Raw genomic sequence first — 13,725 nt, forward strand, 5'->3', positions numbered from 1 at the left:
TAAATAGTTGGAAAATTCTTGTGTTAAAAAAACATACCTGGGGGTAATCTACTTATGAAGAAGTGGACAAGTCTTACACTAGTTGCCATCATCGCGCTGGTTCTTGTTCTATCGGGTTGCGGCAAGGACAATAATGGAGCGAATGAAGGCAAGAACACTGGCGAAAACGCCGGAAATGCCGGAAACGCACCGAAGTCTGACATCAAAGTGGGTCTCGTTACGGATTCCGGCGGTGTTAACGACAAATCGTTTAACCAGAGCGCATGGGAAGGCCTAGAAAAAGTAGGCGATTCCAAAGGTGTTGAAACTAAATACCTAGAGAGTAAATCGGACCCAGACTATATTCCTAACTTAAACAAATTCGTAAAAGACGGTTACAGTCTGACTTGGGGTATCGGCTTCCTAATGGGAGACGCAATCAAGAAAGTCGCTACAGACAATCCGGAAGCCAAGCTTGCGATCATTGACAACGCTGTTGAAGCACCCAACGTTGCATCGGTTACATTCGCGGAGCATGAAGGTTCTTACCTAGTGGGGATCGTTGCGGGTCTGACAACGAAAACGAACAAGATCGGTTTCGTCGGCGGTATGGAAATTCCGGTAATTACCCGTTTCGAGAAAGGCTTCGTAGCTGGCGTTAAAGAAGCTAACCCGAATGCTGAAGTTTTAATTAACTACGTGGGTGATTTCGGTAAACCGGATGCGGGTAAAGCAGCAGCGGCTACTATGTACGACAACGGAGCGGATATTATTTTCCACGCGGCCGGCGCTACAGGTAACGGTGTGTTTAACGAAGCAACAGACCGTTCCAAATCGGGTTCCAAGGTTTGGGTAATCGGTGTGGATAAAGACCAATCGTTAGAGTTTGGCGAAGAAGTTACTTTAACATCCATGATGAAGCGTGTAGATACAGCGGTTGAAACCATCACTACACAATTGGTGGACGGCGAGTTCCCGGCAGGCAAGATCGTAACTTTGGGCCTTAAAGACGATGGAGTAGGTCTTCCGGAAAACAATAAGAATGTAGCCGAAGATGTGTTAAAGAAAGTAGAAGATTATAAAGCCAAAATTATCAGCGGTGACATCACAGTTCCTGCCGAGTAATTTACAAGTTTCATAAAAAATTTTACAGGTCTGACCAAACAAGGCTGGTTGTGAAACCGGCCTTGTTCTTTCATTACTAAGGCCTATACCAAATTCATGTTCAGGGTGATTCTTATGAGCGATAGGGCTCCAGTACTAGAACTACGAGGCATAACCAAACGGTTTCCGGGTGTAGTGGCTAATGATAATATAAGTTTGACGCTTAACAAAGGCGAGATTCATGCACTATTAGGTGAGAACGGTGCGGGAAAATCTACCCTGATGAGCATCGTGTTCGGTCTTTACCGTCAAGATGAAGGTGAAATTTTCGTAAACGGGAATCCATCGGAAATTGATAATCCGAATAAAGCAATTGAATTAGGCATCGGTATGGTTCATCAGCATTTTAAACTCGTACAACCGTTCACAGTAACAGAGAATATTATTTTGGGTATGGAGCCAAAAAAGGGTCTTAACATTGATTACAAGACAGCCTCCCGTAAAGTAAAGGCGCTGTCTGAGCAGTACGGGCTGAAAGTAAATCCGGATTCCAGAATCGAAGATATCACTGTAGGGATGCAGCAAAGAGTAGAAATTCTGAAAACGCTCTATCGCGGCGCAGATATTCTGATTTTTGATGAACCAACAGCCGTATTGACACCTCAGGAAATTGAAGAGCTGCTTGTCATCATGAGAAAGCTTGTTCAAGAAGGCAAATCCATTATCCTTATTACGCATAAATTGAAAGAAATTATGGAAATCTCCGATAGTTGTACGATTATTCGACGCGGCAAAGTGGTGGATACCGTAAAAACTGCCGAAACCACGCCTAAACAGTTAGCTGAGAAGATGGTTGGACGCAATGTGTCCTTTTCAGTGGACAAGACTCAGGCAACTCCAGGAAAACCCGTGTTGACCGTAAACAACTTGGTATGCACGAATCATCAAGGGATCAATGTTCTTAAAGAGCTAAGTCTGGAAGTGAGACGGGGAGAGATTCTTGGCATTGCGGGAGTAGACGGTAACGGCCAAAGTGAGCTTATTGAAGCTTTAACAGGGTTGCGCAAAATTCAAGGCGGTTCTGTGCATCTGAACGGCGAAGAGATCACGGACCAATCTCCAAGGCATATTTCTGAATCAGGCTTGTCCCATATTCCTGAAGATCGTCACAAGCATGGTTTAGTGCTTGATTTCTCGGTAAGCGAGAATATGGTGCTGGAGACTTACTTCCATGACAAATACAATCGTAACGGATTTTTGAATTATGGGGAAATTAATAAACATGCTGAAAAACTTGTGAAGGATTTCGATGTGCGTACGCCGGATATCTATACAAGCGCAAGATCTTTGTCCGGAGGTAACCAGCAGAAAGCGATTATAGCTCGCGAAATTAACAAAGATCCGGATTTGCTTATTGCGGCGCAGCCTACCCGTGGGTTGGATGTAGGTGCCATCGAGTTTGTTCATAAACAATTGATTGCTCAACGTGATAAGGGCAAAGCTGTATTGCTGATCTCCTTCGAGCTTGATGAGATTATGAATGTATCAGACCGCATTGCCGTCATATATGAAGGCCAAATCGTAGGAGTTGTATTGCCTCACGAAACGAACGATCAAGAATTGGGCCTACTGATGGCAGGTAGCCGCAGAGAGGAAGGAGTGGCCGCGCATGAATAAATTTTTTCGCATATTTGTTAAGGACAGCGCGGTTTATCCCCTCGTGGCAATCCTTCTTGGTCTGATCTTCGGGGCGATCATTATGTTGATCGGCGGTTATAATCCGATTAAAGCCTACAGTTCCCTGCTTCAGCAGATTTTTGGATCATCATATGATTTGGGAGAGACAATCAGGGCGGTGACCCCGCTTATATTAACGGGATTGTCAGTAGCGTTCGCGTTTCGTTCGGGTTTATTTAATATCGGTGCTGAAGGCCAATTCATGATTGGGATGACTACAGCTACCTTTATTGGGATTAAGTTAAACTTACCTTTTCTTCTTCATGCGGTAGTTGCGATGGTAGGCGGAGCGATTGCTGCCGGCTTGTGGGGAGCCATTGCAGGTTATTTGAAAGCCAAACGCGGCGTTAATGAAGTAATCACCACCATCATGTTAAACTGGACTGCATTATATCTGTCCAATTACATTGTGGTAACCTTCTTGCTGGAGAAAGGGCAACAGCGAACAACTATGATTCATGAGAACGCCTCGATCAGTTCGAGCTTGCTGATTGATCTGTTTGGCGGAGCCCGAATGCACTGGGGAACCGTTATAGCCTTACTGGCTTCCACTGTATTTTATATCATTCTGTGGAAGACCAAACAAGGTTATGAATTGCGCGCAGTCGGTCATAATGCCGACGCAGCACAATATGCCGGTATGAATGTGAAACGCAACATTATTAAAGCCATGTTTATAAGCGGCGTATTTGCAGGTTTAGCCGGTACATTTGAAGTGCTTGGTGTATTTCAATATCAAACAAACGCCGCCGCTTCGCCCGGTTATGGATTCGATGGCATCGCGGTGTCCTTGCTGGGCATGAACAATCCGTTCGGGGTCGTCCTTGCTGCGATTCTGTTCGGCGGACTGTCATACGGTGCTGCCGGAATGAGTTTTGGCGCGGATGTACCACCCGAAATTATCCGAATCGTCATCGGCTCCATTATTTTCTTTGTTGCTGCGCAAGGAATCGTCAGATGGTTGCTGATTCCCTTTTATGCTAAGCGCAAGAAAGAGAAGGTGGCTTAAATGGATATCAATACAATTGGCCAGTTATTGAGTATTACATTAATTTTTTCCACAGCATATATATTTACGGCGCTAGGCGGTATTTTCTCAGAGCGTTCCGGTGTGGTTAACATAGGGTTGGAAGGGTTAATGGTCGCAGGAGCCTTTGCTGCAGCCGTAGCATCCTTATATGCCGAAGAAGCGGGCATGGGTGGATTTACACCTTGGGTCGGATTAATTGCTGGGATGCTGTTCGGCGTGTTATTCTCTCTCATCCACGCCGTTGCTTCCGTAACTTTTAAAGCGAATCAAGTTGTAAGCGGCGTGGTTATCAACTTTTTGGCAGGCGGTACCACGTTGTACCTGGTGAAATTACTGTTTGAAGGTTCCGGCCAAACCGAAACCATTAAGGAAGTATTTTCTAAATTTAAAATTCCGCTTTTAGGGGATATTCCCATCATCGGACAAGCATTGTTCAATACCTATCCGACCACTTACATCGCGTTAATTCTTGTATTCGTACAATGGTATGTGTTGTTCCGTACTCCGTTTGGATTAAGGTTGCGCTCGGTAGGGGAACATCCAAGCGCGGCGGATACCATGGGGATTAAAGTGCTTCGAATGCGTTATATCGGTGTGTTGCTCAGCGGCGCGTTAGCGGGTTTAGGCGGAGCAACGATTGCGTTAACGACAACAAGTAACTTCTCGCACAACACGATTTCCGGCCAAGGCTTTATCGCCTTAGCCGCGTTGATCTTCGGGAAATGGAACCCGATTGGCGCACTTGGAGCTGCTTTGTTTTTCGGATTTTCCCAAGGTGCCCTGAAGAACTTCTTGCAGCTGTTTGATATTACTAAGCAGATCCCGTCCGAATTCATCTACATGATGCCTTATGTCCTAACCATAATCGTACTGGTTGGCGCGGTAGGTCGGGCAAAAGCACCTTCGGCGTTGGGTGAGCCATACGATCCGGGTAAGCGATAAGGAAAACCTTCAAAAAAGAGTCATCAGTAGAATATCCTGATGACTCTTTTTTCGTTTACTCCGTAAAAGCTACTCCTTATCGTCAGGCTGCAAACCCATGATGACAAAGCGTACAGTATCTTCAATCTCCTGTTCTTCTTTCCAATGAAATTGGGGAGCCAGAAGGTATCTTGCAATGACAAAACTAAGTATGGACGATACGAGTAAACGCACGGCTGTAACAGGCTCCATTTGCCTGATTTGGCCTTGATCCTGGAAATGCTCCACAATATGAAGCAATCTGGAGAGAACCTGCTTCGAAACTTGGTCCTTAAGAATCCGTGCGAGCTCCGGTTGAAATGGTATTTCCTGAAGCAGAATCTTTAGCAAAGGCAAATGGCTGCGGACAAACTGAATTCGATTGGCTATGACAGCCCTTAGAAAAGCTTCAAAATTCTCGTATTTTTCATCTAATACTTTGGTAAATTCTTTAATGAACAAGGGGGCCAGCATATTGGAAATAAAAGGAGCGACGATTGAGAACAGTAAATCCTTTTTCGTTTTGTAATGACGAAAGATGGTGCCTTCCGCAACTCCGGCCTTCTGAGCGATTTCACTAGTTGATGATCCGGCGAATCCCTTATCGGAAAAAGTTTCAATGGCAGCCTGCACGATTCGAGCTTGTTTATCGGTCATTTTCCCTTCCGTGTTGTAGTGCAGGATCCATTCTTGAAGCCAAGATTCTGAGGTATCGTGTGAATATTGAAATCCGGACATGGTATTACTCCTTTTTGCGCAAAATTAGATCCTGCGATGTTTCCTTAGTGCAAGTACATTTAATATCATGAAAGATAAAGAGAATAATAAGAGCACCGCGAGCTCTGTAGCAATAGCAGACCAACTTAAACCACGTATCATAACATCCTGAAGGGCGCCTGCTCCATAATAAAGCGGCATTAGATGAGCGAAGAGTTGCAGCCACTCCGGCAAGGTTGATAAATTAAACAGTCCAGAGAAGAAAATTTGGGGTACAATCACTAGCGGTATAAATTGAATCATCTGAAACTCGTTTTGGGCAAAAGTTGATAACAGGGTGCCTAGTGTTAGGGCAGTCAACGATAATAACATCGTAATCAGGAGAACCGTGATCATCAATCCTGACATGAAGATGTTGAGAACACCAATACAATACCCAACAATAATCATAGCCTGTATGATTGTAAAGAACCCAAAGCCTGCGATATACCCGAGTACAATTTCGTATCGGCGAATAGGTGTTGAGAGTAATCGTTCCAGTGTACCTCCGGTTCGTTCTCGTAAGAAAGAAACCCCCGCAATCAAAAAAACAAAGAAGAATGAAAAGACAGCAATCAGTGTAGGTCCGAAATGATCAAAAGCCGTAAGCTTTGGCCCACCGTGTAAATATTCAATGTGGGGTTTAATGTTCGCAGAATCGGCGGCGGAAGCGGGAGTGAGTGCTTGCTGGACAAGGGACAGAACGTTTCGATTAACAGCAGGATCACTACCCTCAAGTATAATTTCAGGGTTCGCCTTGTTCGCTCCAAAATGAATATAAGCATCGAGGTTACGCTCTTTCAATGCCAGTTCTGCAAGATCTGGAGTTTGATAATGCTGCACCCCAACACCTTGTTCAGCGAATTTCTCTTGCACAGTCACAGGTGCGTTCACTAGACCGACAACAGGGCGGTAAGGGTCGCTGTTGAATACGGCATACATTAGAGTTAATACAAGTAAAGGGGCCATAAACATTAAAGCTAGCGTGCGTTTGTCCCGGATAAACTGTCGGATGATTCGCAAAATCAAGGATTTAATTCTCATGACGAATTCCTCCATAGTGTATAAATGCCTCTTCGATCGTATCGCTTTGGGCAGTGTTTCGTAATTCCTCAGGTGTTCCCACAGCCAGAAGTCGGCCGTCCCGAATCATACCTACTCGATGACATTGTTCCGCCTCGTCCATGACATGTGTGGTGATTAAAAGGGTTGTACCCGAAAGGCATAGTTCCTTTAATCGATTCCAAATGGATTTCCGCAAAATGGGGTCGATCCCCACTGTAGGTTCATCCAGAATAAGAAATTCAGGTTCATGTAACAAGGTTATAGCCAAAGATAATCTTCGCTTCATTCCCCCGGAAAACAAATGTACGGGTCGGTTAAGATGGGCGGTGAGATCCACTAAACTCATCACATTATTGATCCGACGGCTCAGGACTTCGCCTCGAAGATCGTATATACTGCCGAAAAACTCCAAGTTTTCGCGTGCGGATAAATCATGATACAGAGCATCGCCTTGTGACATATATCCGATTTGTGACATTATTGACAAATCAGGCATCTTTGAATTCAATACGTGAACTTCCCCCGTTGTTGCGCTGGCAATGCCGGCAAGCAGCTTCACTAGCGTGGTCTTGCCGGAGCCCGATGGACCCAACAAACCGAAAATTTCACCGGAACGTATGTTAATATTGATATCTTTGAGAACAGCCGTCGTCACATATGATTTTGAGACATTCTCTACAGTGATTACATCAGGGATGGTTGCTTTAACTTCATTCATATTATATTCACTCCTTTGAATAATATAAGTGAGTAATCACTCACTATTATAATAGAAGTATAACTCCTATTCTGCTAACTGTAAATGAGTATCCACTCACTCTGTATTATGGTAAATAAAAAATGACCTTATACCCCGATGACAATCGGTGTATAAAGTCATTATTCTCAATGCGCAAGCTTATATAATGGTATTAAAGTTTCATAAGTGGAACGCACCAACTCCAAGAACGCTTGTCCGTCTTGCAATACGGCATCATCTGCTTTAATCTGTCTTCCGATTAACAGCTCCGCTTTCTTCACATCATGAAATCGTTGTAACGCTTGCTTTAGGCCAGCTTTACCTAGAGATCCGAAATCGGTAGCGTCTTTCTTCATATGGTCAAAAGAAAGTACATAATTCGCCGGAACAGTGTTGTTTAGTACTTTGATGTTCTTCATAAATTGATTGGCAATGCCTTGCTTGTTCGGCAACTCATAAATAAAGGCCAGCCATATAAATATGTGATCATCAAACAGGCCAACCTGGAAATGGGGGTGTTGCTTATAACCTCGTTTATTAGCGGCCAAAGCCATCCATGTATCCACAGGCGCATTGGTTTTGCGACGGGCATGCTGGGCAATATGCAGAAACATTTCTTCTCCGGCCATCATAGATAATTCATCCTTAAGAGCAGCTCCAATTTGCGCAAATTTCGGTTGAATTCGGGTACGAATGGCTTCCATACGGGGTTCGAGCCCCTCAATCGTGAATGTGGAGAAGTCGTGTGATGTAAATCCAGTAAAAGTCAATGAGATTCAGTCCTTTAGCTTTAGATGTTGAAATAGACAAAGATAGAAATATCATACCACAGTCCTCGCGGAAGACAAATGTACGGATCGTAAACAATAATCTCCAAGATGAAAAAATAGGCCATATTCAAGTTGCTAAAACTGGAATTCGCGTATACTATAATATAAAGAGTTAAATTATCAGAACATTCAGTCAATATAAGTTTCACACGTATTCTGGAGTTTTCACGTTGCCCGATAACACAAGAGAAGAAGCGATAATATCCGGGAGGGATTGCCGTGAACCGAAGCTACGAAGTGGAGTATTGCAACCTGGAGTTGCGATTTGATCGCCGGCTAATCCAGAATTTTATCAAGTATTTGATTCAAGAGGGGTATTCCTTGTATTGGAACGAGAGTGAACACCAGTTCATCATATCCGTTCGTACTGGACGTAAACTGGTGAAATTGAAGTTTCAACGTATTCAGAATCGCTTCAAGATTGTCGGGGATTACAGTTTTAAAGATGAGAAACTCGCTGAAATCATGGAGAAGATGATCGGAGACACACGCGGTCACGCCGTTGTTAAACGCTTCAAAGACAGACAAATACTAATTGAAAGTATCATGTTTGGTGAATTAATTCGACTTGTTGAAATCTCGGGAGTGGAGCATAAGATCCTGTTTCAGAAGGAGCCTCTGATTACGGCGCAGGAAATGATGGAAGCGTTCAAATCAAAGAGGGCTGAGGAACGAATACAAGTGTTAAGGTTAGAGCTTGATTATGAGTTGGCTAATCTCTTTGAAGCCATGCAAGCTCAGGAAGAAGAGCAATCCACCCGGATTAAAGAAAATCTCATGATCCTTCGTCAAGAAATGCTGTTACTCGAAATTTAAATTAACAGAAGCATCGGCTTTAACTAACGCGTTATTTCCTCCTCCATAGTTTAAATACCTTGACGGCGCAGTCTATGCGCTGTTTTTTTTGTGATTTATTTCTTTTTTGTTATGAGAAGGGTATACTGTTGTGTTAGCAGAATCAAGAAAGAGAGGAACACGCGTATGTCCACTTTGTCCCTGGGTACAGTATCTCCGGAAGCAAGGTATATTGTCACCGTTGATATCGGAACAACCTCAACGAAAACTTTGGCCGTTAGGCATGACGGATTCATCACGGCTTCTCATTCTGTCGGTTATCCCCTCCATACGCCTCAACCCGATTATGCTGAGCAGGATCCGGAAGAAATATGGGGGGCCGTGCTCCATGGAGTGGCAGAGGTGGTCAGGACCGCTCAAATCATGCCGCATCAAGTGACGGGCGTATCCTTTAGTTCAGCGATGCATTCCATATTTGCTGTGGATCGTGAAGGACGACCGCTAATGCCAATGATGACCTGGGCAGACAACCGGAGCAGTGCTTATAAAACCATCTTGATGGAGCAATATGACGGCAAGCGGATATACGAACAAACCGGGACCCCCATCCATCCGATGTCACCCCTGCTGAAACTGATGTGGCTTCAAGATCATGAGCCGGAGCTGTTTCAAGCTGCCTATAAATTTATTGGAATTAAAGAGTATGTGTTTGCCAAAATGTTCGGTAGTTACCTGATCGATTATTCGATCGCCAGTACAACGGGATTATTTCATCTGAGAGATCTGCAATGGAATGCCGATTCGTTGCAAGCCGCGGGGATCTCTGCGGAACAGTTGTCAGAGCCTGTTCCTACAACGCATATTGTAACAGGCCTAAAGCCTGAATATGCTTCAGCGATGGGCATTTCTCCGGCGACCCCGTTCATCCTTGGCGCGGCCGACGGCGTTCTTGCGAACTTAGGCTCGGGGTGTTATGAACCGGGGGTTTATTCCGTTACCATCGGAACCAGCGGCGCGGTCAGGGGCGTAGTCGCTGAACCGATCGCGGATGCTCGAGCCCGGCTGTTCTGTTACGCGCTGCTACCGGGCATGTGGGTGGTCGGCGGCGCCATCAACAACGGCGGCATCATGTTCCGCTGGGCCCGCGACCAGCTTGCCACGCTGGAGGCGGAGCAAGCCCGCCTCGCGGGCGAGGACCCTTACAAGCGGCTGACGGAACTCGCCGCTTCGGTATCGCCGGGATCGGAAGGATTAATCTTCCTTCCGTTCCTGGCGGGAGAACGCGCGCCGCATTACAACGCGGATGCGCGCGGCGCTTTTTTCGGCTTGTCGCTGCGCCACGGCAAGCCTCATATGGTCCGGGCCGTCCTCGAGGGCGTCATTTACCGAATGGCTTCGGTAATTAACGCGCTCGAGGAAACGGGAGGCCCGGCCCGGGAACTTCGCGCATCCGGCGGCTTCGCCCGGTCCGCGTTCTGGTGTCAGTTGCTCGCCGACGTGAGCGGCGTGCAGGTGACGGTTCCGGACACCGTCGAGAGCTCCGGTGTCGGCGCGGCTCGGTTAGCCCTTGCCGCATTGGGGAAAACTGTATCCGTCGCGGAATCCGAGCATTGGATACGCACTACCGAGCGTTATGAGCCGAATGCGAAGGCGCATGAGGTGTATAAGGAACTTTTTGAAATTTACGAAAATGTTTATTGGCAGCTTCAACAACCCTTTGCAGCGATTAGCGCATTTCAGAAACGTCAGGATTAGAGATATCAATCGCTTATATTGACAATTGTTATCGGCGGTTTCGCGGACAAGGAGTTCACTTCTGTGCGTTAACAGTGTAAAATAGGGACATGGGTTCATTGAGAAACTATAATATGGATAGAAGAAAGAAGGATGTTGAACATGTCGAAGCAACAAATCGGTGTTGTCGGTTTAGCTGTAATGGGTAAGAACCTGGCGCTAAATATTGAGAGCAAAGGCTTTACCGTGTCGGTGTTTAACCGTTCCCCGGAGAAAACGAAGGATTTAGTCGAAGAAGCGGCAGGCAAGAATCTTACAGGTACATATTCGATTGAGGAATTTGTTGAATCGTTGGAGTCTCCGCGCAAGATTCTGATCATGGTTCAAGCAGGTAAAGCAACGGACTCCACAATTGAGCAGCTTCTTCCTTTCCTGGATCAAGGCGATATTCTGATTGACGGAGGCAACGCGTACTTCCCGGATACGCAACGCCGCAACAAAGAACTGGAAGCGAAGGGAATCCGTTTCATAGGAACAGGCGTCTCGGGCGGCGAAGAAGGCGCACTGAAAGGTCCTTCCATCATGCCTGGAGGTCAAGAATCCGCATATGCTCTTGTTGAGCCGATCTTAACTGCCATATCCGCCAAAGTTGGCGATGATCCTTGTTGCACTTATATCGGACCGGATGGCGCCGGCCATTATGTGAAAATGGTGCATAACGGTATCGAGTACGGAGATATGCAGCTGATTTGCGAGGCGTACCAACTGCTTAAAGACGTTGCAGGTTTGTCCACGGACGAATTGCATGAAATCTTCAAAGAATGGAATCAAGGTGAGCTGGATAGCTACCTGATTGAAATTACAGCGGATATTTTCTCCAAGAAAGATCCGGAAACCGGTAAGCCGATGGTGGATGTCATTCTAGACGCAGCCGGACAGAAGGGTACCGGCAAGTGGACGAGCCAAAGCTCCCTGGATCTTGGCGTTCCGCTTTCCATTATTACGGAATCCGTATTCTCCCGCTTCTTATCCGCCATGAAGCAAGAGCGCGTTAAGGCGAGTCAATTGTTGCGCGGCCCGCAAGTGCAGCCTTTCGACGGAGATAAGAAAGCGTTCATCGAATCCGTTCGTAAAGCGTTGTATGCGAGCAAGATCTGCTCTTACGCACAAGGTTTTGTTCAGATGAGAGCCGCTTCCGAAGAGTACGGATGGAACCTGAAATACGGTGAAATCGCTATGATTTTCCGTGGAGGCTGCATTATCCGTGCGCGCTTCTTACAGAACATCAAAGATGCTTATGATCGCAATCCGGAGCTCAATAACTTGTTGCTTGATGAATATTTCAACAACATTATCGAGAACTATCAAGATGCGTGGCGTAACGTGGTTGCTACTGCAGTAACTCGCGGTATTCCGGTTCCAGCTTTCGCAAGTGCTCTGTCCTACTACGACAGCTACCGTTCGGAGAGATTACCGGCGAACTTGTTACAGGCGCAACGCGATTACTTCGGTGCTCATACATTCGAACGCTTGGATAAAGAAGGTAAATTCCATTTTAACTGGATGGAAAATTAAGAATAAACTTGTCCGATTGTGCTTCCAAAGGGGCCGGATTCGGATGCATTCCGTGAGACGCCTCGGTTAACCAATCTCGCAACCGGCCTGCTTCCGGACTTGATCCGAGTCGGCTGTGAAGCAATAGAGTGGCGATTTCAGCGAAATAGTAAAAGTTTTTTAATAAGCGTGGTTGAGACAGACTTGTAATTTCAGGGTCTTCATCAGCCACCTTTTTTTTGATAAATTCAAGCATCCACAACATATCTTCTTTACACAGAGGATGATCCGGATGAAAGATTTGCTCATATCGGGCGGATTGCGAGTCGCCTGTCCAATCTTTAAATGGCATGATAAGCCCCCCAAAGGCAGAGTTAATAGGTTCATTACCACCTTACGGCTGAACTTTCTGTTTTATACACAATATTTATAGCTTCCGTTCAAAAAAATACCTCGAAAATGCCGTTGTCGCCGATTTCTGCCGTGTGGTATGATAGGGAAAAGTCACTTAAACACTTTAATGCGTAAAAGTAGGTGGGGATATGCGGGAATCCTCCGCGAAAGCAAGTCATATTGTGCTGGTTGGTTTTATGGGAACAGGTAAAACTACAGTCGGAGCCATTCTGGCGGAGTTCATAGGTTGGACGATGATTGATTCGGATGCGTATGTTATAAAAAAAGAACGGAAAACAATTCCGGAAATCTTCGCACAGAGCGGAGAAGCTTATTTCAGACAAGCCGAGAAAGTTGCAATTCGGGAGATTCTTTCCGGGGAAAGCTATGTGGTAGCTACCGGAGGCGGATCGGTCCTAGCGGAAGAAAATCGTCGTATCATGCGCGACCGGGGTTTCGTTGTAGCGTTAACGGCGCCTTTATCCGTCATAGTGGAAAGGGTACGGAGTGACAAGAATCGACCTTTGTTACATGGTGATTTAGAGCAGAGAGTTCAGGTATTGCTTAGCGAACGGGAAAGCGCTTATAATTTCGCCCATCTCCAAATGGATACCACGCAATACTCGCCGGAAGCCATTGCGGGTATCATTTGGGACGCGTATAACAAACATAATGCTGCTTTAAGCCGGGGTTAACCTTCTGTGTTTTCCCATTCCAGCATTCCGCCAGTCATATTCACAATACCTTTCAATCCTTGATTTCGGAGAAACTCGCATGCTCTCCCGCTGCGATTTCCGCTGCGGCAAACCAGAATAATTTCCTGAGTTTGGGCAATCTCCGAAATCCGTTCAGGAAGCTGACCCAACGGGATATGTTGCGCGCCCGGAATCATGCCTGCGGCAACTTCTTCATCTTCCCGAACATCAATAATGTTCATGCTTTCACCGTCAGCAAGTCTTTGCTTTAAAGCTTGCGGACTAATCGTGTTGATTACGTTCATGATGACCCTCCATATGTAAAGATTGGATACTTCCTTAGATGAGTATATA

At 45.8% G+C, this 13,725-nt stretch carries 14 protein-coding genes; 8 read left to right on the plus strand and 6 right to left on the minus strand.

Annotated elements, in window-relative coordinates:
* Positions 1–54: 54 nt before the first annotated feature.
* From SY83_RS15310 to SY83_RS15325, 4 genes are all read left to right on the plus strand, one after another.
* Positions 55–1,104 carry a BMP family lipoprotein gene (locus SY83_RS15310; protein WP_068608061.1) on the plus strand — a complete coding sequence of 350 codons (1,050 nt, stop codon included), beginning with the start codon at positions 55–57 and terminating at the stop codon, positions 1,102–1,104.
* 114 nt (positions 1,105–1,218) lie between these two features.
* Entirely contained in the window at positions 1,219–2,760 is a 1,542-nt protein-coding gene (locus tag SY83_RS15315) for an ABC transporter ATP-binding protein (protein WP_068608063.1), read from the plus strand.
* A complete protein-coding gene (locus SY83_RS15320) occupies positions 2,753–3,829 on the plus strand; it encodes an ABC transporter permease (protein WP_068608066.1) in 1,077 nt (358 codons plus the stop codon). Before SY83_RS15315 ends, SY83_RS15320 begins: the two co-directional genes overlap by 8 nt.
* Positions 3,830–4,792, plus strand: a complete 963-nt coding sequence (locus SY83_RS15325) for an ABC transporter permease (RefSeq protein WP_068608069.1) — start codon at positions 3,830–3,832, stop codon at positions 4,790–4,792.
* A gap of 69 nt (positions 4,793–4,861) precedes the next feature.
* Here the strand turns inward: SY83_RS15325 and SY83_RS15330 are convergent, their stop codons facing one another.
* The 4 genes from SY83_RS15330 to SY83_RS15345 all read right to left on the minus strand — a co-directional run bounded on the left by SY83_RS15330 (position 4,862) and on the right by SY83_RS15345 (position 8,140).
* Positions 4,862–5,548: a TetR/AcrR family transcriptional regulator gene (locus SY83_RS15330; RefSeq protein WP_068608073.1), complete on the minus strand. Its 687-nt coding sequence runs from the start codon at positions 5,546–5,548 to the stop codon at positions 4,862–4,864.
* 24 nt (positions 5,549–5,572) lie between these two features.
* The gene (locus tag SY83_RS15335) at positions 5,573–6,610 is read right to left on the minus strand and encodes an ABC transporter permease (RefSeq protein ID WP_068608076.1); all 1,038 of its coding nucleotides are present in this window, start codon (positions 6,608–6,610) and stop codon (positions 5,573–5,575) included.
* Positions 6,600–7,349, minus strand: coding sequence for an ABC transporter ATP-binding protein (locus SY83_RS15340; RefSeq protein ID WP_068608079.1), 750 nt, complete (start codon positions 7,347–7,349; stop codon positions 6,600–6,602). Before SY83_RS15340 ends, SY83_RS15335 begins: the two co-directional genes overlap by 11 nt.
* A gap of 167 nt (positions 7,350–7,516) precedes the next feature.
* Positions 7,517–8,140: a YktB family protein gene (locus tag SY83_RS15345; RefSeq protein WP_082882563.1), complete on the minus strand. Its 624-nt coding sequence runs from the start codon at positions 8,138–8,140 to the stop codon at positions 7,517–7,519.
* Positions 8,141–8,419: 279 nt separating this feature from the next.
* Between SY83_RS15345 and SY83_RS15350 the strand changes: the two genes are divergently transcribed.
* From SY83_RS15350 to gndA, 3 genes are all read left to right on the plus strand, one after another.
* Positions 8,420–9,016 carry a hypothetical protein gene (locus SY83_RS15350; RefSeq protein WP_068608085.1) on the plus strand — a complete coding sequence of 199 codons (597 nt, stop codon included), beginning with the start codon at positions 8,420–8,422 and terminating at the stop codon, positions 9,014–9,016.
* A gap of 165 nt (positions 9,017–9,181) precedes the next feature.
* Complete coding sequence (locus SY83_RS15355; protein ID WP_068608087.1) at positions 9,182–10,750, plus strand: gluconokinase; 1,569 nt, start codon at positions 9,182–9,184, stop codon at positions 10,748–10,750.
* Between the two features lie 141 nt (positions 10,751–10,891).
* Positions 10,892–12,304, plus strand: coding sequence for an NADP-dependent phosphogluconate dehydrogenase (gene gndA / locus SY83_RS15360; protein ID WP_068608089.1), 1,413 nt, complete (start codon positions 10,892–10,894; stop codon positions 12,302–12,304).
* Here gndA and SY83_RS15365 read toward each other — a convergent pair.
* Positions 12,285–12,635, minus strand: coding sequence for a hypothetical protein (locus SY83_RS15365; protein ID WP_068608091.1), 351 nt, complete (start codon positions 12,633–12,635; stop codon positions 12,285–12,287). The genes gndA and SY83_RS15365 overlap by 20 nt on opposite strands.
* 190 nt (positions 12,636–12,825) lie before the next feature.
* On the opposite strand from SY83_RS15365, the gene SY83_RS15370 reads away from it, so the two are divergent.
* Entirely contained in the window at positions 12,826–13,371 is a 546-nt protein-coding gene (locus tag SY83_RS15370; RefSeq protein ID WP_068608093.1) for a shikimate kinase, read from the plus strand.
* On the opposite strand, the gene SY83_RS15375 is transcribed toward SY83_RS15370, so the two are convergent.
* Complete coding sequence (locus SY83_RS15375) at positions 13,368–13,676, minus strand: rhodanese-like domain-containing protein (RefSeq protein WP_068608095.1); 309 nt, start codon at positions 13,674–13,676, stop codon at positions 13,368–13,370. The genes SY83_RS15370 and SY83_RS15375 overlap by 4 nt on opposite strands.
* Between the last annotated feature and the right edge of the window lie 49 nt (positions 13,677–13,725).

Origin of the sequence: Paenibacillus swuensis (genome assembly GCF_001644605.1) — a bacterium.
In the GTDB taxonomy this organism is placed as follows: Bacteria; Bacillota; Bacilli; order Paenibacillales; family DY6; genus Paenibacillus_N; species Paenibacillus_N swuensis.

Coding starts and splice junctions, on each gene's coding strand:
- SY83_RS15310 (WP_068608061.1), top strand. CDS start 55: ATGAAGAAGTGGACAAGTCTTACACTAGTTGCCATCATCGCGCTGGTT.
- SY83_RS15315 (WP_068608063.1), top strand. CDS start 1,219: ATGAGCGATAGGGCTCCAGTACTAGAACTACGAGGCATAACCAAACGG.
- SY83_RS15320 (WP_068608066.1), top strand. CDS start 2,753: ATGAATAAATTTTTTCGCATATTTGTTAAGGACAGCGCGGTTTATCCC.
- SY83_RS15325 (WP_068608069.1), top strand. CDS start 3,830: ATGGATATCAATACAATTGGCCAGTTATTGAGTATTACATTAATTTTT.
- SY83_RS15330 (WP_068608073.1), bottom strand. CDS start 5,548: ATGTCCGGATTTCAATATTCACACGATACCTCAGAATCTTGGCTTCAA.
- SY83_RS15335 (WP_068608076.1), bottom strand. CDS start 6,610: ATGAGAATTAAATCCTTGATTTTGCGAATCATCCGACAGTTTATCCGG.
- SY83_RS15340 (WP_068608079.1), bottom strand. CDS start 7,349: ATGAATGAAGTTAAAGCAACCATCCCTGATGTAATCACTGTAGAGAAT.
- SY83_RS15355 (WP_068608087.1), top strand. CDS start 9,182: ATGTCCACTTTGTCCCTGGGTACAGTATCTCCGGAAGCAAGGTATATT.
- gndA (WP_068608089.1), top strand. CDS start 10,892: ATGTCGAAGCAACAAATCGGTGTTGTCGGTTTAGCTGTAATGGGTAAG.
- SY83_RS15365 (WP_068608091.1), bottom strand. CDS start 12,635: ATGCCATTTAAAGATTGGACAGGCGACTCGCAATCCGCCCGATATGAG.
- SY83_RS15370 (WP_068608093.1), top strand. CDS start 12,826: ATGCGGGAATCCTCCGCGAAAGCAAGTCATATTGTGCTGGTTGGTTTT.
- SY83_RS15375 (WP_068608095.1), bottom strand. CDS start 13,676: ATGAACGTAATCAACACGATTAGTCCGCAAGCTTTAAAGCAAAGACTT.